General features: G+C 59.7%; 15 protein-coding genes. 5 read left to right on the plus strand and 10 right to left on the minus strand.

Features of this window, described 5'->3' with window-relative positions; genetic code table 11:
- Positions 1–60 precede the first annotated feature (60 nt).
- The gene (locus PFZ56_RS20695) at positions 61–450 is read left to right on the plus strand and encodes a DUF2946 domain-containing protein (RefSeq protein ID WP_110595748.1); all 390 of its coding nucleotides are present in this window, start codon (positions 61–63) and stop codon (positions 448–450) included.
- Between the two features lie 159 nt (positions 451–609).
- Positions 610–1,191 carry a putative natural product biosynthesis protein gene (locus PFZ56_RS20700; protein WP_170003477.1) on the plus strand — a complete coding sequence of 194 codons (582 nt, stop codon included), beginning with the start codon at positions 610–612 and terminating at the stop codon, positions 1,189–1,191.
- A 94-nt stretch (positions 1,192–1,285) separates the two neighbouring features.
- Here the strand turns inward: PFZ56_RS20700 and PFZ56_RS20705 are convergent, their stop codons facing one another.
- The 6 genes from PFZ56_RS20705 to PFZ56_RS20730 form a co-directional block, all read right to left on the minus strand.
- Positions 1,286–1,849 carry a fasciclin domain-containing protein gene (locus PFZ56_RS20705; RefSeq protein ID WP_110651717.1) on the minus strand — a complete coding sequence of 188 codons (564 nt, stop codon included), beginning with the start codon at positions 1,847–1,849 and terminating at the stop codon, positions 1,286–1,288.
- Between the two features lie 173 nt (positions 1,850–2,022).
- On the minus strand, positions 2,023–2,313 hold the full coding sequence (locus tag PFZ56_RS20710; RefSeq protein WP_375538618.1) for a c-type cytochrome: 291 nt from the start codon (positions 2,311–2,313) through the stop codon (positions 2,023–2,025).
- Between the two features lie 239 nt (positions 2,314–2,552).
- Entirely contained in the window at positions 2,553–3,725 is a 1,173-nt protein-coding gene (locus tag PFZ56_RS20715; RefSeq protein WP_170003474.1) for a sn-glycerol-3-phosphate ABC transporter ATP-binding protein UgpC, read from the minus strand.
- Positions 3,726–3,752: 27 nt separating this feature from the next.
- The gene (locus PFZ56_RS20720) at positions 3,753–4,595 is read right to left on the minus strand and encodes a carbohydrate ABC transporter permease (protein WP_110595686.1); all 843 of its coding nucleotides are present in this window, start codon (positions 4,593–4,595) and stop codon (positions 3,753–3,755) included.
- Positions 4,592–5,554 (minus strand): carbohydrate ABC transporter permease, encoded by a 963-nt coding sequence (locus PFZ56_RS20725; RefSeq protein ID WP_102879348.1) that lies wholly within the window; start codon positions 5,552–5,554, stop codon positions 4,592–4,594. Before PFZ56_RS20725 ends, PFZ56_RS20720 begins: the two co-directional genes overlap by 4 nt.
- A 21-nt stretch (positions 5,555–5,575) precedes the next feature.
- On the minus strand, positions 5,576–6,850 hold the full coding sequence (locus tag PFZ56_RS20730; protein ID WP_170003472.1) for an ABC transporter substrate-binding protein: 1,275 nt from the start codon (positions 6,848–6,850) through the stop codon (positions 5,576–5,578).
- Positions 6,851–7,015: 165 nt separating this feature from the next.
- Between PFZ56_RS20730 and PFZ56_RS20735 the strand changes: the two genes are divergently transcribed.
- Together PFZ56_RS20735 and PFZ56_RS20740 are read left to right on the plus strand one after the other, a co-directional pair.
- Positions 7,016–8,581 (plus strand): carbohydrate porin, encoded by a 1,566-nt coding sequence (locus PFZ56_RS20735; RefSeq protein ID WP_110651721.1) that lies wholly within the window; start codon positions 7,016–7,018, stop codon positions 8,579–8,581.
- Positions 8,582–8,707: 126 nt separating this feature from the next.
- Positions 8,708–9,604, plus strand: a complete 897-nt coding sequence (locus PFZ56_RS20740) for a carbohydrate kinase (RefSeq protein WP_170003470.1) — start codon at positions 8,708–8,710, stop codon at positions 9,602–9,604.
- 3 nt (positions 9,605–9,607) lie between these two features.
- On the opposite strand, the gene PFZ56_RS20745 is transcribed toward PFZ56_RS20740, so the two are convergent.
- Positions 9,608–9,997 (minus strand): MerR family transcriptional regulator, encoded by a 390-nt coding sequence (locus tag PFZ56_RS20745; RefSeq protein ID WP_102879344.1) that lies wholly within the window; start codon positions 9,995–9,997, stop codon positions 9,608–9,610.
- 73 nt (positions 9,998–10,070) lie between these two features.
- On the opposite strand from PFZ56_RS20745, the gene PFZ56_RS20750 reads away from it, so the two are divergent.
- Positions 10,071–11,141, plus strand: coding sequence for an SDR family oxidoreductase (locus PFZ56_RS20750; RefSeq protein ID WP_170003468.1), 1,071 nt, complete (start codon positions 10,071–10,073; stop codon positions 11,139–11,141).
- 121 nt (positions 11,142–11,262) lie between these two features.
- On the opposite strand, the gene PFZ56_RS20755 is transcribed toward PFZ56_RS20750, so the two are convergent.
- The 3 genes from PFZ56_RS20755 to PFZ56_RS20765 form a co-directional block, all read right to left on the minus strand.
- Positions 11,263–12,123, minus strand: a complete 861-nt coding sequence (locus PFZ56_RS20755; protein ID WP_170003466.1) for a hypothetical protein — start codon at positions 12,121–12,123, stop codon at positions 11,263–11,265.
- A gap of 124 nt (positions 12,124–12,247) precedes the next feature.
- Positions 12,248–17,704 carry a WGR domain-containing protein gene (locus PFZ56_RS20760; RefSeq protein WP_170003464.1) on the minus strand — a complete coding sequence of 1,819 codons (5,457 nt, stop codon included), beginning with the start codon at positions 17,702–17,704 and terminating at the stop codon, positions 12,248–12,250.
- The gene (locus PFZ56_RS20765; RefSeq protein WP_110651729.1) at positions 17,692–18,894 is read right to left on the minus strand and encodes a M48 family metalloprotease; all 1,203 of its coding nucleotides are present in this window, start codon (positions 18,892–18,894) and stop codon (positions 17,692–17,694) included. The genes PFZ56_RS20760 and PFZ56_RS20765 overlap by 13 nt, the downstream gene beginning before the upstream one ends.
- Positions 18,895–19,034 lie beyond the last annotated feature (140 nt).

The following is a 19,034-nucleotide window of genomic DNA, read 5'->3' on the forward strand; positions in this document are numbered from 1 at the left end:
CGCTCACGCCATTGAGGCCCTGCTTCATCCGTTGTGTTGTTCGGTGTTAAAGTCGCCGCCATGAAATTGTCCCGCCCCGACCGTTCGCTCATTGCCTGGACCCTGTATTTTTGTGTCCTGTTCAATGTGTTCGCCTGCGGTTTGGGGCACGGCCAGATGATGGGCTTTGCCCTCAACGGCGTAGGCGGGCAGTTCTGCTCCTCCCTGGGCAGCAAGGCCCCGGTGCAGGCATCCGACTTCAGCGATCAGAGCGCCAGTACCTGGGCCGGCAGTTTTTCCTGCCCGGTCTGTTCGGGAGCCGCGCTCAGTCTGGTCCTGCTGTTTTGCCTGAGCTGGCTGCTGCGTATCGGCCAGCTCAGGCGCCGTGCGCTTGAACCGCGCTGCAAGGCGCCCCCGCGCTATTCCTGGCCATCGGCCAACCCCAGGGCTTCTCCCCACGCTTGCGCATGACCTTTGTTATTCGCACGTCCCCCGGTCAATGGGCCGAAGACGTGTGCATGGTTATGGCTGAGATGGAAAGGAGCACGAGATGCCTCGAATCATTCAAGGTTGGCAACAGCGACTGCTGCCCGTAGCCCGCAAAGCGGGCAAGCGCCGCTGGAGGCTGACATGCGCGCACTAGCAATCCCTTCTGGCGCCTCCCGTCTGGTGAGTAAAAGCACACGGGTAAATAACCACGGCGACTTTCTGCTGCCGTTTCCCGATTACCCGAGCAACGCCCGCAGCTTCGTGCACCTGGATGCGCGCCTGCTGCCGTACTGGCACACCCTGTTCGATGTCTGTCCGGGGCTGCTCAAGCTTGATCCTCCGGATGGCTTGAATATCTTCCGCGGGTTCATGACCTGGGCCTATCGCAATCATCCGCCGCTGAACTGGACCTATTACCTGAGCGTGTGCCGCTGGCTGCTGGGTTCACGCTACCAAGCGCGGATCAACGAGGAGCACATAGAGGCATTCATGAGCGCAGCGGCTGCGCGCTGGATCAACACCGACGACAGTCAGGCACGCGGCCTGGTGCTGGCCTGGCGCGAGTCACCGGACTGGGTGTTTGACTGGAAGGTGGCGTCGCGTTCGGTGCCGGCGGCCAATGGCGAGCCGGAAGAATATCCGCCGGTGCCTTGGGACTTTGCCTGGTGCCCGTTAAGTGGCAAGGGGGGCTCGGGTTTCCGGCGCTGGTTGCCGATTCCTTGAGCCCGGCATCGGTCCAACGCCTTGCGGTGCTTGCTGAGCGGCCTTGGCGCAAGCGCTGACTTCCGGCAGACGCAAGGTCTGCCGGGGCCTTGCATTACTGCGGCAGCAGCACGCTGTCCACCACGTGAATCACCCCATTGGACTGCATGACATCGGCGATGCTGATCGCGGCCTTGGCGCCTTTGGCATCGATGACCCAGAGCTTGCCTTCATAGGGTTTGACGGTCAGCGCTTCGCCCTGGACGGTCTTGAGCGTGACCTGTCCGCCATTTTTCTTGGCCTCGGCCATCAGTTGCCCGGCGGTTTGGGTTCCGGGCACCACATGGTAGGTCAGGATCTTCGTCAGGTCGGCCTTGTGCTCAGGCTTGACCAGGGTCTCGACCGTGCCGGCCGGCAGCTTGGCGAACGCCTCGTTGGTGGGCGCAAACACGGTGAACGGCCCTTTGCTGTTGAGGGTGTCCACCAGCCCCGCGGCCTTGACCGCCGTGACCAGGGTGGTGTGGTCCTTGGAGTTGACCGCGTTCTCCACGATGGTTTTGCTGGGGTACATCGCAGCGCCACCGACCATCACCGTATCGGCGGCGAAAGCGCTGAGGGGGGCAGCGACGGAGAATACGGCGAAGCAGACAGCGGCCAGGCGTTTGCTAAAGGTTTGCATGATGCAGCTCCTCGATTATTCGGCCCTCCTGATGAGGGTGCTGAATGTACGGTGCGCATCGGCAAACGGATGCAGCGCTGGCCGATTTTTGCGGCCAGCGCTCGGTCAAGCGACTCGGAAGCGCCTGCCCAGGCTGCGCTGCAAGCGCAGAACAGGGCCGGGCGCGCGGCGCCTTACTTCGACATCCAACTGATCACCGCTTGGTAATCCTCGGCGCTGCAATCCATGCACAAGCCACGGGGCGGCATGGCATTGAAGCCTTCGGTCACGTGCTTGACCAATACGTCAGTGCCTTGAGCCAGGCGCGGCTTCCAGGCTTCCTGATCGCCTTTTTTCGGTGCCATGGGCAACTGCCCGCTGTGGCAGGCGGTGCAGGCGCGGTTGAACACCGCCTCCGGGTCCTGGGCGGCGTGAGCACTGGTGAATGCGAGTAAACAGGCGGCAGCCAATAGGGTCTTCATGATGGTCCTCATCGTGTTCTTATCATCAGGTTGTCGTGCAGGTGCGCGATCGAGGCAGTGTAGGGAGGGGGTTCTTACGCACCCACTGCGACAGCCTGCCGCAGGTGCCGGCGGCGAGTGCTCGGTTGGGCGATCCGTCTGGAGGTGACCGTCGCCCTATGGCAGGTTGTCGCACATCAGGCCGGCAACGCCTGCGTGCTACATTGCCGGCCGACGGGATGCTTTCTCCAGGCAGGGTTACATCACGTCACTGAGTGCCGGTGTTTCGCGAGGAGCCCGGCACTCTCATGATCTACTACCGGCACCGCATGCGGCAGGTTTTCAACGGCTTGCGGGTGGCGCTTCAAGGCCGTGCCGTCGGCGGCGAACAGATGCAGGTTGTCGACTTCCAGCTGCAGTTCGACCCGATCACCCGCCTGCCATCCGGCGCTCACCTCACAACGACAGACCAGGGGCTCGTCCTGACCTGTTTCGAGGTGCACATAGGTTTCGCTGCCCAGGTATTCGACCCCGGTCACGACGAGGCCGGCGGCTCCCTCAGCCGCTTTGAGGGAAATGTGCTCCGGGCGAATCCCCAGGCTCAGCGGCGTGTCTGCCGCCAGGTTCGAACTGTCGAAGGGCAGGGAGCGCATGCCCCAAACGGGGGTGTCGACCAGGCTGGTTTGGCCAGGTGTATGCAGGTGCGCCGCCAGAAAGTTCATTCTGGGCGAGCCGAGAAAGCCGGCGACGAAGCGACTGGCCGGACGTTCATAGAGTTCGCGCGGTGAACCGACCTGCTCTACGCGACCGCCATTGAGCACGACAATTTTGTCGGCCAGGGTCATGGCTTCCACCTGATCGTGGGTAACGTAGATGATGGTCGAGCCCAGTCGAGCATGCAGGCGGGCGATCTCGTTGCGCATCTGCACCCGCAAGGACGCATCCAGGTTGGAAAGCGGCTCATCGAACAACAAGATGTCCGGTTCCCGCGCCATGGCTCTGCCCATGGCCACACGCTGACGCTGCCCTCCAGACAGTTCTTTGGGCTTGCGTTGCAGCAGTTTGTCCAATTGCAGGATGTGCGCGGTTTTCAGCACCCGCTCGCGCAAGCTGCTCTTTTCAGTCTTGGCCAGTTTGAGACCAAAACTGATGTTGTCGTAGACGCTCATGTGCGGGTACAGCGCATAGGACTGAAACACCATGCCGACGCCACGCTCGCGCGGCTCCAGGTCGTTGACCCGTCGCCCATCGATCAGCAGGTCGCCGGCGCAGATCGAATCCAGTCCTGCGACCAGCCGCAGCAGGGTCGACTTTCCACAGCCCGAAGGGCCGACGAAGACCACGAATTCGCCCGCAGCGATCTCCAGGCTGACATCACGAAGAATCCGCACGCCGCCCAATTGTTTGTTCACGTTATCTAGCTTCAGTTTGATCACGATGCTGTTCCTTGTAGTTGTTGGGCATCAACCCTTTAACGCGCCGGCCGTGAGACCGGAAACAATTCGGCGCTGGAAGATCAGCACCAGAATCACCAGGGGCACGGTGACCAGCACGGATGCGGCCATCAACAGCCCCCAAGGCAGCTCATGGGGACTCCCGCCGGAAATCAGGGCGATGGCGACCGGCACCGTGCGCTGGGTGTCTGTGAGGGTGAAGGTCAGGGCAAACAGGAACTCGTTCCACGCGGCGATAAAGGCCAATAAGCCAGTGGTGACCAGTGCCGGCCAGAGCAGCGGCAGCAGCACACGAGTCAGCGCGACCCAGGGCGAAGCGCCATCCATGATTGCCGCTTCCTCCAGTTCGTGAGGGAGCTGCCCCATGAACGTGGTCAGCACCCAGACAGTGAAGGGCAGGGTGAAAATGGTGTAGCTCAGGATCAACGCCCAAGAGGTGTTGTACAGACCCAGGGCGCGGATCACTTCGAACAGCCCCGACAGTACAGCGACCTGGGGAAACATCGACACGCCGAGAACCATCATCAATACCGTGCCACGCCCACGGAACTTCACCCTTCCCAAGGCATAGGCGGCCGTCACACTGAGGAACAGCGCCAGGGCCACCACACACAGTGCGACCATCAGCGAGTTACCGATCGCCCGCAGGAATGAGGCTTGGTGAAGTACCGCCGCGTAGTGGGAGAAGTCGGGACTGTCGATCCAGTAGCTGACTGCGAACAAGGCACTGGACGGCTTGAGTGAAGTCACGATGGCGTAATAGAAAGGGAAGACCGCATACAGCAACAGCACCCCGATCAGGCACCAGAATCCGCAGCGCAACAGCGCTTTTTTGAGGAGGCGCGGGCTCATGCTCGAACCTCCATCTGACGGCGTCCGAGGTACAGGTAAAGCGTGGCGATTAGCGCAACGACCAGAAACAGCAGAGTCGAGGCCGCGCTGCCATAGCCAACATCCTGGAACTCCACCAGGTGTTGGCGGGCATAGACCGACATGCTCATGGTGCTGGACGAATTTGAGGTCAGCACATAGATGACATCGAATACCCGCAGGGAGTCGAGGATGCGGAAAATCGCGGCCACCAACAGTGCCGGCATCAACAGTGGAAGCGTGACGCGCCAGAACACTTTCAGCGGATGAATCCCATCGACCCTGGCGGCTTCGTAGCAATCGCTCGGCAACATCTGCAAGGCCGCCAGCATCAGCAGCGTGACAAAAGGCAAGGTCTTCCAGACGTCGACGATGATCACTGCCCACATCGACAGATCCGCATCTGCGGTCCAGGCCAGAGGCGCGTCAATCAGCCCGAGGCTCAGCATCAGGTGATTGATGATGCCGAACTGGTCATTGAGCATCCATGACCAGATCTTGGCTGAGACAATGGTAGGAATCGCCCACGGAATCAGGATCAGCGCACGCACCAGGGAACGGCCTGTGAACTGGATGTTCAGCAGCAACGCCACCAGCAGCCCCAGGACGACTTCAAGTCCCACCGACACCAGGGTGAAATACAACGTGTTGCGCACAGCGTTCCACCACTGTGGATCGACCAGGATGCCCGACCAGTTGGAACCGTCGTGGAACAGATAGTTGCTCAAGCCGACAAAGGTGCCGCCAGCGGTGTCCGCCAGGTTGGCGTCGGTCAGGCTGAACCAGAATGTGCGCAACAGCGGCCAGGCCGCCACCAGGGCCAGACACAGCAGCATTGGTGTCAAAAACAGCCATGCGGCGCGTACTCGGCGACGCTGTATAGGCGTCTCCCGGGTGAGCAGGAGCGCGTCACTGGAGACGTGGGTAGTAGAGACAGACATGGTGATTTCCTTCCCTGTGGCTTACCAGTTCCGACGTTTGATGCGTGTGAGTTCGCTTTCCAGTTCGGCCAGTGCCTGGTCGACAGGCAATTCGCCCGCCAGCACGCCATGCACGCGATCGAAGAACGCATTGGAGACCCGTGGATAGCGATCGGCGGTTATTGAGGCGGGGCGCATGACCCCATCGTTGAGGATGCTGTGGAGCTGAGCGTAGTAAGGCATGGCCGCGAGCAGTTCGGGATCCTGATACAGCGACTCGATCACCGGGTTATAGGCGCCTATCAGGGCACGGCGTTTTTGCTGTTGGGCGCTGGTCAGGTAGCTCACCAGCTCTGCGGCCAGTTTGGGCTGGGTGCTGTAGCGCGATACCGCCAGGCCCCACCCGCCGAGGGTGGATGCATGGTTGCCGGTCTCGCCGCCTCGGGGCAGGGGAGCGACCCCAACCTTGTCTTTTACGGCACTGTCCTGGCTTTGCACCAGGGCCCAGACATAAGGCCAGTTACGCATGAACAGCGCATTTCCCGACTGGAATACGCCACGTCCTTCTTCCTCGGTGTAATTGAGCACGCCACGCGGGGAGATGTCTCCTACCCAGCTTTTGGCCAGGGTCAAGGCAGCTCTTGAGGCCTGGGTGTTAACGATGATGTCTCCTCGTGGATTGACCAGTCCGCCTCCCGGTTGGCTGCTGATCCACTCCAGCGCATTGCACGTCAGCCCTTCGTAGGCGCGCCCCTGAAATATGTAGCCCCACACATTGGGGTTGCCGGCGTTGCGCTCGGCCTGTTGCACATCTCTGGCGGTAGCGGTCATTTCCTCCCACGTCTGGGGCACCTGCTTGTTGTACTTCTCGAGCAAGTCCTTGCGGTAATACAGCAGGCCCGAGTCGGTGAACCAGGGCATGGTCACCAGCCGTCCGTTTACCGTGGCGTTATCAATCTGGGCCTGGAAGTAGCCTTGGGTCGCGTCGGCTGGGAGCCCCTCGCGCAGATCCATCAGATGTTTGGCCAGCATCCCCGGCCACACCATATCGATTTGAATGATGTCGATGTCGGTGGACTGCGCACTGAGGATCTGTTGGTAGAACGACAGCCTCTCGGTCGCCGAGTTAGGCGTGGAAACCACCTCGACGTGGTTGCCGGTCTGCTTCGACCACGCGTCGACTGCCTCCTTGCAGAGTTGTAACTCTGCACCTACCGCACCGCACGAGATCGTCAAATCAGCGGCGGTGGAGACAGACGGAAGTCCGGCACTGAGGGTGAGCAGCACTGCTGGAAGGAGAGATTTGAGCTGTTTCATGAAGGCCTCTTTATTTTTGTTTTTAGAGAAGTTAACGTTAACACGGCAAATGTAACAGCACATTTTCGATAAGGCATCTTTTTTGTCGAATTGGACCCTCACCACTCGCGAAAAAAGCGCTCTGTCGCTGGAACAAAACAATAAAAATAAAACAGGGAAATCCACATGCAGAAAGCATCAAGATGGCTACTTGCAGGCGTGCTCAGCAGCTCGGCGGCGACCTCTCAGGCCGCGACTCTGGAAGAGCGCATGGCCGCGTTCGAGGCCCGTGCCAGTGCAGCGGAAAAGCGCGCAGCCGCAGCCGAACAGCAAACCCAGGCACTTGCCAGAGAATTGCAACAGATCAAGCTCGCCACCTCCGCTTTGCAGCCTGCAGCATCCACTGCATCCCAGGCCACGAATCCCGTTGTGGACACCCGACTGGCAAAACTCGAAGCCCGCCAGGAAAGCATGGAAAAGCAGGCCAGCACTTCAAACCTCACTGATGGATTCAGCTTCAACGGCTACGCCCGTTCCGGATTGCTGATCGACGAGGGGCTTGGTGGTGGTCGCGGCGGCCCTTATACGACTCCGGCCGGATCGGTGGGGGGAGCAGTCGGGCGGCTCGGTAACGAAGACGACACCTACATGCGCATAGACCTGTCGAAAGAAATCTATGCGCAGAATGGCACCCGTTCCAAATTCACGGTCTCCATCGCCGACGGAGTGGAAAGCTCCAATGACTGGACCGCCGACGAAAGCAAACTGAACGTGCGCCAGGTGTTCACAACGCTCGACCATATCGCTGCGTTCAAGGGCAATCCCGTGTTCGAGAACGCCACCCTGTGGGCAGGCAAGCGATTTGACCGGGATAACTTCGATATCCACTGGATGGACTCGGACGTCGTCTACCTGGCCGGTACCGGCGGTGGAATCTACGACGTGCAGATGAACAAGGATTGGCGCTCGAATTACTCCTTGATCGGGCGTAGCTACGGGGATTTCAGTCAAGGGGGTCTTAATGCCGATGTGGCGAGTTACATCCTGACCTCCAACCAGTTCTTCGAGGAGGGCCAGTGGCAGTGGATGTTCAATGGCATCGGCGCAAAGAAAAACGATTTCGGTACCCGCACCAATAAAGCGGGTTTGACGCCTGCGGATTCCGGCTTGCACAGCATGCTGGCCAATCACCAGAATAACTTTTTCGGCAGAGAAGGCTTCTTCAAAACGGCACTGCTCTATGGGCAAGGTCTGGGGGCAGAGGTCAAGAACGTTGGTTCGGATGGTGAACTGATTGACGAGGCCCGGGCTCTGCGTCTTGCTCTTTACGGCGAGACTCCAATTGCGCCTGACTGGCGCATCGGACCCAGCTTGCTGGCCGAGCAGAGCAAGGATAGATACGTCAAGGGTGACGACTACCGCTGGCTGACCCTGAACATGCGCTTGGCGAACACAATCAACAGCAACTTCGAGATGGCCTACGAACTGAGCTGGCAAACCATGGACCTCGACCCCAAGGGCTATCTACAACGTAATGCGGTCGACGGTAACTTCTGGAAATTCACCGTCGCCCCGACATTCAAACTTGACGTTGGAGACCTTCTCACACGTCCGGAAATGCGAGTGTTCGCAAGCTACATGAATTGGTCTTCGGATCTGGACAAGTACAGTACTTCAGACTCCTTCGGCAAGACGGACTTCAACGCCGGAGGTGTATGGCAATACGGTATACAAATGGAAACCTGGTTTTAATAGTTGAACGCGCCGGCAAACACGCCTTCAGTGCGTCTGCCGGCTGTTGTTGCATTGAGTAAGAAACTACCGGTCGGAACTGATCAGCCAGCAGTTATCCCGGTAACAAAAAATTGAGGAAATGAGATGGTATTGCCTCGCGCGGTCATATTTGGCGAAGCCCTGATCGACCTTGTCCAAGGCACGCCTGGACAGTGGAAGGGTTACCCCGGTGGTGCACCCTGGAACGTTGCACGAGCCTTAAGTCGCTTGGGTGTCAGCAGCGCTTTTGCTGGGTCGGTGAGCTTAGATTCATTGGGTGACGAGATCGTTTTGCAGTCGGAAGCGGCAGGATTGGATATGCGCTTTATCCAACGAGTCGATCGAGATCCTCTGGTCGCCATCGTTCCATCGAGCCGTCCTCCAAGGTACTTTTTTGCTGGAGAGGCCGATCTGTTTTTTGATCCGGACCTGATGCCCGAAGGATGGCTCAAGCAAGCAGAGCTGTGTCATTTCAGCTGCATCAGTTTAGCTCGACAGCCACTCGCAGATACGCTGGTTAACATTGCTCAGCAGGCCAAAGCAGCCGGTAAACGGGTTAGCTATGATCCGAACTGGCGCAATTTAATGGGTAGCCATTATCGGGAGCAGACCTTCCCGACCATGACCAGCCTTGCTGACATGATTAAGCTGTCCGACGAAGACCTGCGGCACATTTATCCAGGGCTGAGCGAACAGCAGGCAATGCATGAGCTTCGCGCGCTTAATCCTCAGGCGCAGATATTGTTGACCCGTGGGGAACACGGGATGACTCTCCACACCCCGGACAGCCAACTCGATCAGCCGGCTATTGCCGTGAACGTGCAAGACACGGTTGGAGCAGGGGACGCTTGTATGGCCGGTTGGCTGGCTGCAGAGTTGTTGGGGATCTCAGGCTTGAGAGAGCGCCTGCGATTTTCAGCGGCTTGCGCATCCGTATCCTGCCGCCATGCCGGAGCCCATGCTCCTTCGCTGGCTGATGTGGAAGGTTTGCTCACTACCTAGCGTTCAGTTGGAAGCGTTGCTCAATCGCTGAAGCTCAAGTTGCCTGGCGGCACTGGCTTCGAGGTTGGCACGCTCTTCATCCAGATACTGATAAATGCTCTGGAGGTTGGCGATCTTCTGTGTGATTTCTGCCATCTTCTTTTCGATTAACTTAGCGCCTTCAGCACAGTCGATCTGCTTGTTGCGTTGCGCATCCAGAATCTCGCCTATTTCCCCCAGGGAAAACCCCATGCTTTGCGCGCGCTGGATAAAGTCCAGATCTTGCAGGGTTTGCGCTGTGTAAACGCGATAGTTGTTCGTTCGCCGCTGCGATGAGATCAGGCCGATTTGCTCGTAGTAACGCAGCGTATGGCGACTGGCACCACTGCGGGCCTCGATTTCACCGATCTTCATAAAACATCCCTTGACTGTAGAGTTGGGTCGATAGTTTACGCTTGATTTCTTACCTTAAACAAGGAACGGGGAAATGAGCGTGGAGTGCTTTGTCACGGGGGGTACCGGCTTTATCGGCCAACATCTGGTGGCTCATCTGAGTGCAAAAGGTCACACCGTTCGGGTGTTGATGCGGCGCCCAGAGCGACTGACTGAATTGCGCGAGCAAGTCGTCAAATTGGGAGGGAGTGCAGCCCGGGTATTTGCCGTAGCTGGCGATCTGGAGCGGGACAACCTCGGTCTGAGTCCTGCTGACCGAGAACAGCTAAGGCAGGCCAGAGTCGTATTTCACCTGGGCGCCCACTTCGCCTGGGGGCTGTCCTTGGAGCAGTCTCGTGCGGTGAACGTAGAAGGGGCAAAGCGGGTGGCGCTGTTGGCGGTGGAGCAAAACAGCCGGTTAGTGATGATCGGCGGCTACATGCTGAAAAACCATGAACATCTGCAACGCATCGGAATTGATCCTCGTTCTGCGCAGCAGACTCATTGGCCTGCCGTCTACCGGCGTGTCGGCGGTTACGAGGCGAGCAAGCTGGAGGCGCATTTTGCGACCCTGGAGCTCATGTCCGCCAAAGGCGGGGAGATCACCGTTGTCCACCCCGCGACAGTTTGTGGCCACAGCCGCACGGGGCATATCCTTGACGGCCAGCCGCTGGTGGAGCTGATACGCAACCTGATACAGGGAAAGCTCACTGCCGTGCCCGGTACCGCCAAGCACTGGCTGCCACTGGTCACCGTGGATTACCTGGTTGAGCTGATGGTGGTGAGTGCTTTTGATCCTGCCATGGTGGGCCAGGAACTGCTGGCGCTGGATGAGCAAACTCCCAACTTGCAAGAACTGCTGGTACAGGTGGCACAACCTTTGGGCTTGAAGCCTCCCAGGCATCACGTTTCGCTGCGATTGCTGAAGTTGCTGCTGAGCATTCCTCCCGTCGCCCGGTTTATGAATACAAAACCCGAAGCCTTGGACTTTATCCAGACCACTCGTTTTGATACGGCGGCGGTCGAGCAGTTTGCCAAAAGCCATGGAATCGCCAAGCCGGATATACGTCAGTCCTTGCAGCACACCGCAACGTTCGTCAACTCATCTTGCATAGCCAAGGGCTAAGCCCGCCCAGTTCGCCCTTCGGGGCGACACCGCAGTCATCCGCACTATGCTGCGGCAGCTGTGGCGGTGCTGATGGACAGTGTCGAATCCAAGGCGTGCGGCTGGAGTACGCCTTTACACTTCAGAGGGCGATTAGCTTCCTGCTCGGGTCTTGCTGCATGAAGAGCAGGATGTCGAAAACCCGACCCGGTTCGACTTGAAGGGCAGGGTGATCGCTCTTCTGAACGGCCTTAATCAACAACTCCTTGTTTTGCCCCCAACAGTGGCCAAGCGAGAAGGGCAGTCTGCAGAGCTTTTGACCAGCCGCTTTGAGGGTGTCGCTGGGGAGCAGGTACTGAGTGCTACTGAATCCTCGAAAGCCCGCGTGCTTCAATCCATTCCTGACCTGGCTATCCAGTGCTGGCATGAATCCCGTTATGAGGAGTAATGCTTTCATGGGGTAGGTGACGTTGGTGTTATTAGCGAACAGCGCGTCTGCCAACATCCTCAAGACCCCGAGCAGCTCTGCATCAAAGTGAACCGCTGACGGATACATTCCCTCGGTGGTGAAGATCCGTCGATCTTCGGATGACAGCGCGAATGCCCCCAGTTGGTGAGTGTCAAAACGGACAAGCTTGGCGTGCAGGTTCGGATTGCAAAGCCCGGCTGCGGCTTCAGCCGGCAGATGCAGTATTGGGGCTTTCCGCGAGCCAGCGCCCCAGTTCAACAAAGCATTTCGAAGCACGTCGGCTAGTAATTCGGCGTTATGCGGCGTAGGTGTCGCCAGGTAGGCCTTGGAGACCTCCCTAACCCGAAAGAAGTCCTCATGGTAGGAGGAGTTGAAGCTGTTGATCGCTGAACGGATATCTTGCTCTTCACCAATCACTCTAAGCATGTCTGATCCATTGAATAAGGCGGGCAAGCACTTTTGATTTGCGCCCTGGGGGTGATGAAATAGCGCAGCGTCCGGCGCCTTGCTCATGTTGTGGAGCTGAATGCTCATGAATTGATGTTCATGAGCATTCAGCTCCCTATGGGGCCGCCCCTTTTTCGGGTCGTTTTTTTCGGGTCGCTGCAGCGCGTGCAGATTGAATGCGCTTGTCTCTTTCGTGCTAGACCGACGCAGCTCACCCCTGGGCGATTGACCCTGCCTGCTCTTGATAGCCTTTGCGCAGTTTCTCCGCGATCAGCTTTTCTGCTTCACGCAAAGCGCGTTCGGGACTGTCGAGGGACTTGATCAGGGTCTGGCCCTTGGTGCCGATACGGCCGAAATTCACCATCACCTCAGCCTCGGCGACGCCGATACGCCAGAACTTGTTGGAATTGCCCTCACCAAAGGTGAACTCGCGCATCAAGGGTGACGCTTCAGTGGTGACTGGCGGCTGGGCTTGGATCTCGATGGTTTCCTCTGGCTGTTGCGGTTCTGGAAGTGCAACGGCTTCCTCGCCCCTGAGTAACGCTTCGATGCGATTGAGCACCTCTTCTTGGTCGCGCAGCCAGTCATTACTGAGCACGTCGATGATCTTCCAACCAAAGCTGCGTAGTACCGTCGGCCGGAAAATGTAGCGCTCACGTACGTCAGGGGCGGCCGCGGTATCACTGTCCAGCAGTACGCCGAGGCTGAAGTGTTCACCACTGGCGTCACTGATCGCGAGGTCGCAACGGAACTGCGAACGTCCGACATATTCCTGAACCGAATGCCCGCGCTTTCGCAACGCGGCAGCGAGGGCACCGCGCAGGTGATCCTTGGGCAGGCTGACGGCAAAGGACTGCTTGGCGCCCGGATTGAGGTTGGCGAGGATACCCTGGGAGCGCGGTGCATCCCCGCTGGCACTGGCCTGGGCGAACTGCAGGAACGCGCGCAGTGCGGCGGCACCATCGTTGTGGGTGTTGGTGATGGCTTCGGACTCAATGCTGGAGACAATCGCCATGCGCTTGCGGGCACGACTGAAGATCACATTGAGGCGTTTTTCCCCACCACGCTGGTTGATCGGGCCGAAGTTCATCAGCATCTTGCCGTTCGGTCCTGGCGCGTAACAGATGCTCAGGATGATCACATCACGCTCATCGCCCTGGACGTTTTCCAGGTTCTTGACGAACAGGCCATTGAATTGCCCGGCATCTTCACGCACGTACTCGCGCTCAAGCCGTGTGGCAAAGGCCGAGTCGCCGCTGGCCAAGTCTTCCAGGGCCTGCTCGATGGCGCCTTGCTGGGCCTCGGAAAAGGCCACGATACCCAGGCTCAGCCCCGTCTCCCGTTGCAGCAGCTCCCGTACCAGGTTGGCGATGTACCGCGCTTCGGCCAGGTTGCTGCGGCTGAGGTAGACACCATCGGTCATCTTCAAGAAGCTGATCGGGCTGTCGAGCAGCGCGTCGGCGCCGCGGATGACGGCCTGGGCGTCCGTGGAGTCCAGTGCGGTTTGGGCCGGGGCAGGGCGCTCGATACGACGGTCGGGAATGGTGATCAGCCGCCCTTCGTAGAACGCCGCGTTAGAAAAGCTGATCAAGGCTTCGTGGCGGCTGCGGTAGTGCCAGGCCAGGAGGGTTGCCGGCAAGTTTCGCGCGGCCTGGCTCAGCAGGCTGTCGGCATCAAGGTTGATTGCGATCTGCTCACCATCCTCCATGGCAATCAGTTCGTTGTCGTCCTGGTCGCCGGCACTGGAGAAGAAGTTGGTCGGTGGCAATTGCATCTCGTCACCGACCACAATCACCTGCTGCGCACGGCTCAGTGCCGGCACGGCTTCTTCGCTGGGGATCTGACTGGCTTCGTCGAAAATCACCACGTCAAACAGGTCCGGTGTCAAAGGCAGGGTGTCGGACACCGACAGCGGGCTCATCAACCAGATGGGCTTGAGGTCGTTGATCACGAGGCCACTGTCGCCACTCGCCATTTCGCGAATGGAGCGATAGCGCATGGTCTTGCCCAGTTCATGTTCCAGTTCACGTCGGCCTTTGGCGTAGGCTTTCTTGAACTCACGGGCCTGGGCGTCGAGTTGAGTCACCGACATCGCCGATTGCTTCACATGCTCCAGAAAACGCTGGTGCAACGTGGCGCTAAGCACCTGCGCGTTGCTTGTGAGCAGGTTGCATTCAGCCTGGCTGACCGCGCGCGCGGCCAAACTCAAGGCCGGGCCGTCGAAGCGCGCCAGCTGCGGATTGGCGCGGTACAGGCGGGTCAGGTTTTCCTGGGCAATCAAACCGTCCAGTACGCGTTGCGCCAAGGCGTACTGTTGCACGACCGCCAGGCAGACAGGATCGGCTTGGTGCAGCTCATTGAGCAGGGGCAGGGTGTCGGGCAGTTCGTCGAGTTCTTCACGCAGATCGCGCAGGTACTCGGCCAACTCGACCAGGCTCAGCGCCGGGTCGAACACACAATGTTGCGCGACCAGCTCGGCCAAGCGCGCCACCGGCTGGCGCAGGCTGGCTTCCTGGCGTACACCGGACAGGGCGTCGGGATTACCCCGCAGGCCTTCAACCCATTGGCGCAACAGCGGTGATGCGCTCAGTTGCTGGAGCAAGGCTTGCAGGTTGTGCAGGAACAGGTCGACATCCGGGATGCCGTAACGCTCTTGCAGGCGTTGCTGCTCGGCGTGCAGCTCGGCAGTGACGCGATGCTCGCGGGCCAGGTTGTCTAGCACGCTCCCGAAACTGGGTCGAATCGCGTGCTGACTGAAGTCGTAGCGTCGTTGCAATTCACCGCGCAGCCGCCACCAGGCCGGTTGTAGCCAACGCAGCAGCGAGCCTTCCAGCCGCTGTACCAGATCGATGGCAGCCTGGGTGTCCTGGGGCGCGAGTTTTTCACGCCAGTGGTGGGTGGATTCACGGGCGTTGTGTTGCTGTACGGCCAGTGCTTGCAGCGCGGCCTGCTCGGCGTGCAGCGCTTGGGCGCCTGATGAGCCCGGTTCCAGCAGGTCGAGGTGCGCTGCCAGGTTGGCGCTGGTCAATTGTTCGGCGGCCTGGGTCAGCACGCACGCATCCGCCAGGCGGGTGTCCCCGGACAACAGGCTCGACGATGACTCCAAAAATTGCTCGACGCTGTCCATCAGCCCACTGGCTTCATCCAGGAACGCCTTGAGTTGGCCGTAGGCATGTTCGTGAGTAATCAGGCTTGAGGCCAAATGGCTGAAAGGATGACGTGCGAAGCTGTCGAGGCCGAAACGTTCTTTGATCGCCTGATACACGCGCCCCGTCAGCTCGCTTTGTGCCTGCCACTGACGCCATTCGGGTAAACGTTCCAAGGCTTCGGGGGGCAGCTTGGCAGCAACGGGCGGCAGTTCGATCAGATGACGTACCAGCTCGCGTACCGAACATGCCAAGGACTCCGGCACTCCACGCATTGCCTGTTCAAAACGCTCGATCAAGCCCAGCTGTTGGCTCAGGCCAGCCAGCAAGGTGTCGCGCTGGGCTTGCAACTGCGACGACTGCGCATCACCGGCGATCCAGCGCTCATAGCACTCGCGCAGGTTGCTCACGAAGGCCTTCTTGTCGGTCTGGGAATCGTGGATCAGGCAGCACAACTCACCCAGTTGACTTTGTTGCAGGCGATGGAACACAACGTCCAGCGCTGCACGCTTTTCACAGACAAACAGCACGCGCAGGCCACGAGCGGCGTAGTCCGCGATCAGGTTGGTGATGGTCTGCGATTTGCCAGTGCCTGGCGGTCCCTGGATGATGAAGTTACGCCCGGTACGGGCCAGGCTGACGGCCGCATTCTGCGTGGCGTCACCCGCCACCACGTTCCACTGTTCGGGCAACGGGGTCGGCTCGGGGGCCTGGACCTCGACGTCCCGAGGCTCGATGGAGAACATCCGGTCAAAGGCTTCGTTCTGCGCCGGTTCGTCGATCAACTGTGCATAGTCACGCACCAGCGACATCTTTCGATAATTGAAGTTGGCCAGGGTCACCTGGGTCAGGTCTATGTCCCAGGCGTAGCGATGCCCCTGGTTCTCGGGCATGGCGAAGGTGCTGTTTTCGGCGCTGCTGGCAACCATCTGAGGGTGTTGGTTGCGCAGAACGGGCTTGGCGCCTATGGCCAGACGCAGCGGCAACTCGCTGGGCAGCACCTTCTGCTGGAACAACTGCAGGCCCAGCGGACGGAAATCTTCGCGGTCGTAGCTGAAATCCGGCTTCACCAAAGGCGTCGACATGCGCTGGCGGGCACGACGGCGCTGGAAGTGGTGCAGATGCTGCACGGCTTTCTGGTGGATCAGTTCGATTTGCGGTTTGCTTTGCAGGTGTAACTCGACGCCGGGCTCGGTCAGTTTGATCTGGCGCGCAATATCGGCGTGGATGTCTTGCACCGAAGTCTTTTGCAGGTCGACGGTTTCCGGCAACTGGATGTCGTAGAGCTGACGCAATTGATGACGCAGTACCGGGTTGAATTCGGCCTCGGTTTCGTCGCACTGCAACACGAACTGGTCACGTACCCCCTTTTTGCGACTCAACTCTACCGGCAACCACAGCAGCGGGGTGACGATGCGTTCTTCCGGCGTGTCCTTGAGGTTGTGCCAGCGCATGAACGCCACCACCAGGCGCAGGTTGCTGAAGCCGAATTCGGCGCGGTCGCGACGGGTTTCCTGGATGATGCGCTCCAGCGACGCCTGCAGCCAGGTCTGGTCTTCAAAGCGCAGCCATTGCTGCAGGCCGACAGGTTTGCCGCCCAGCACTTGCTCGGAGAATCCGCCGAAGGTAGGTTGCCAGGTGCACAGCGCTTCGGGCCGGATACTTTCAATGCGCATCACCAACGGAACGCTGGCCACGGTCAAGTTGACGCTGGTCTGGGTCGGCCGGAAATACAGCAGGCGATTGCGACGCGAAAGGTCAAACAACCGGTTGCGCAGATGTTCCAGCACCACAGTGCGTCGCGAGGCCGGGCCTTCGGCCTGGGCCAACACACGCTCGACATCCAGGCTGGCCGGCTGTTCGCGCCAGGACTCCAAGCGGCGTGCCAGCGAGCCCACATCAGTGGCGCGCTCATGGCGGTTGAGCTCGGTCATCTCGACGATCAAGTTGGCCAGCACCGGGTTGAGCCGGCCATTGAGCTGGAACAGGTTGCGCCGGTGCGCGGCGAACGACTTGAGGTCGTTGACGTCGGCAAAATCCAAGCCGCAGGCCAGGCACGCGAGCAACTGACCGAGCTGGAAAATATCGGTGATTTCGTCGTGATGCCCGAGCCGATGTTCCCAACTGTGCAAGTCCGTGAGGAACACCGGGTGGTTGATGGGCTGCTGCGGGTCTTCCTGGACTTGCAGGTCGGTAATGGCCACGCCGGTTTCCGAATCCCGGGTCAGGCGGACCTTGCCGACGATATTCAGCGCCGACTCTGGATTGGGCTGCACCTGCTTGATCGCCTCCAGCGCCAGGCGCGGCGACTGGCCGTCGGGGTGGCGCAGTTGCAGGGTGCGTTCCGGGCCTAGCACCACATCCAGGTAACTGAGCTGGGCGACATGCCCACGCTCATGCAATTGCGCCACCTGGCGCAGCAGCGGCAGCGTCAGGAACAGCACATCGTCGATGGGCACGGCGGCGCCATCGTGGCTCTGCAGCAATTGAGCGAAGTTCAGCGGTTGAGTTATTGGGTCCATGTGTCGACCTCCGCCTTGAGCGCACGAACAATCGGGTCGAGCTCACGTTTGGGGAATTTGATATCGCGCTTGAGCACGTTGATGAAGTCGTCGGCGCTGCCGAGTTTTTTCGCCGTGCGAGCGGCATGCAGCAAGGCTTCATCCCGCAGGTCACGGTCGACCAGGCACAGGTCGAGCATGATGAAGTGCAGGTATTCGTGAATGCTCGCGTCGATGCGCTCGGCATTCAGCGTGCCGAGGTCCAGCGGTGTTTCAGGCGCCTTCCAGTCGGGAAAGAAGCCGCGCACCTGATTGAGCACCGCCTCGGACTGCAACACCGTATTGCCGATGAAGCTGGCGATGAAGCCGCGGGTGAGGGCGGTCAACTCGACCTGGTCAGTCACGTCCAGGCGGTTGAGCGACAAGGGCCCGCGCAGTCGGCGGTGCAGCCAGGCGTCGGTATCCGGGAGCTGTCGCCACCAGCTTTCCACCGCTTGGGAACGCAGAAAAGTCTCCGGATGGGAAACGCCCTGGGACAACGGCGCATCCTTGCCATCCAGTTCACGGGCCTGCTGCAGATAGCTGGCGGCATCGACGCTGAGAATCCCGGTGTGGACCTTGACCAGCGAGGTGATGGAGGCTTGCGCACAGCCAGCCGCCAACGCCGCCCCGCGGTCGGCATAGATTTCGGTGTGCAGGCTATATAAACGTGCGGTCTGTTCCAGGCTCGGAGGCGTATACACATCGGCCATCGCGTGATTGAGAATCCGCTCGGCGGTGAGGTAGTCGCCCTCGTGCTCCGACCACAAGCGGTAATGCGCCAGTTCATGCCCCAGCAACGCCAGCAGCTCCTGAGCATCGAGTCGTTCAAGGATCGGCCCGTAGAACACCACATGCACCTCACCGGCCAGGTAATACAGGCTGGCATTCATGGTGCCATCGCCGGCCTGGTAGAGGGTCGCGGGGGCCTCGATCTGCAGGCGTTGCAACGCCGTCTCACAGGCCTGATAAGCCTGCGAGTGCGTTTCCGGGCTCAGGCGATAGGTGTCTCGCAGCAATTGGGCGCGCACATCCTGGGCGTGTTCCTGCTGAACGCCCAGGGATGAGGCCCAAGCCCACACCGCAGGTTCACTGGTTTTCAGGTAGTCGACCACCTGCTGGTGGTAAGGCAATGGCGTCAGGCTGGCAATATCCAGCGCGGGGGTACTCATCGTTCAAACATCCTTGAGGATACGGCTCCATGAGCTGCGCCTGCGCAGCAGAGGCTTGGGCTGGCATCCCGGTATCAGTGATCGGCAATAAAAGCGGAGCATACCTAGGGGTTAGTGAAATTACTTGTGAAAGTACATAA

The organism is Pseudomonas danubii, assembly GCF_042980055.1.
Classification (GTDB): domain Bacteria; phylum Pseudomonadota; class Gammaproteobacteria; order Pseudomonadales; family Pseudomonadaceae; genus Aquipseudomonas; species Aquipseudomonas danubii.

What these genes read in the sequence shown, in the direction of transcription:
- PFZ56_RS20695 (WP_110595748.1), top strand. Translation starts at nt 61, where the DNA reads ATGAAATTGTCCCGCCCCGACCGTTCGCTCATTGCCTGGACCCTGTAT.
- PFZ56_RS20700 (WP_170003477.1), top strand. Translation starts at nt 610, where the DNA reads ATGCGCGCACTAGCAATCCCTTCTGGCGCCTCCCGTCTGGTGAGTAAA.
- PFZ56_RS20705 (WP_110651717.1), bottom strand. Translation starts at nt 1,849, where the DNA reads ATGCAAACCTTTAGCAAACGCCTGGCCGCTGTCTGCTTCGCCGTATTC.
- PFZ56_RS20720 (WP_110595686.1), bottom strand. Translation starts at nt 4,595, where the DNA reads ATGAGCCCGCGCCTCCTCAAAAAAGCGCTGTTGCGCTGCGGATTCTGG.
- PFZ56_RS20725 (WP_102879348.1), bottom strand. Translation starts at nt 5,554, where the DNA reads ATGTCTGTCTCTACTACCCACGTCTCCAGTGACGCGCTCCTGCTCACC.
- PFZ56_RS20730 (WP_170003472.1), bottom strand. Translation starts at nt 6,850, where the DNA reads ATGAAACAGCTCAAATCTCTCCTTCCAGCAGTGCTGCTCACCCTCAGT.
- PFZ56_RS20735 (WP_110651721.1), top strand. Translation starts at nt 7,016, where the DNA reads ATGCAGAAAGCATCAAGATGGCTACTTGCAGGCGTGCTCAGCAGCTCG.
- PFZ56_RS20740 (WP_170003470.1), top strand. Translation starts at nt 8,708, where the DNA reads ATGGTATTGCCTCGCGCGGTCATATTTGGCGAAGCCCTGATCGACCTT.
- PFZ56_RS20745 (WP_102879344.1), bottom strand. Translation starts at nt 9,997, where the DNA reads ATGAAGATCGGTGAAATCGAGGCCCGCAGTGGTGCCAGTCGCCATACG.
- PFZ56_RS20750 (WP_170003468.1), top strand. Translation starts at nt 10,071, where the DNA reads ATGAGCGTGGAGTGCTTTGTCACGGGGGGTACCGGCTTTATCGGCCAA.
- PFZ56_RS20755 (WP_170003466.1), bottom strand. Translation starts at nt 12,123, where the DNA reads ATGAGCATTCAGCTCCACAACATGAGCAAGGCGCCGGACGCTGCGCTA.
- PFZ56_RS20760 (WP_170003464.1), bottom strand. Translation starts at nt 17,704, where the DNA reads ATGGACCCAATAACTCAACCGCTGAACTTCGCTCAATTGCTGCAGAGC.
- PFZ56_RS20765 (WP_110651729.1), bottom strand. Translation starts at nt 18,894, where the DNA reads ATGAGTACCCCCGCGCTGGATATTGCCAGCCTGACGCCATTGCCTTAC.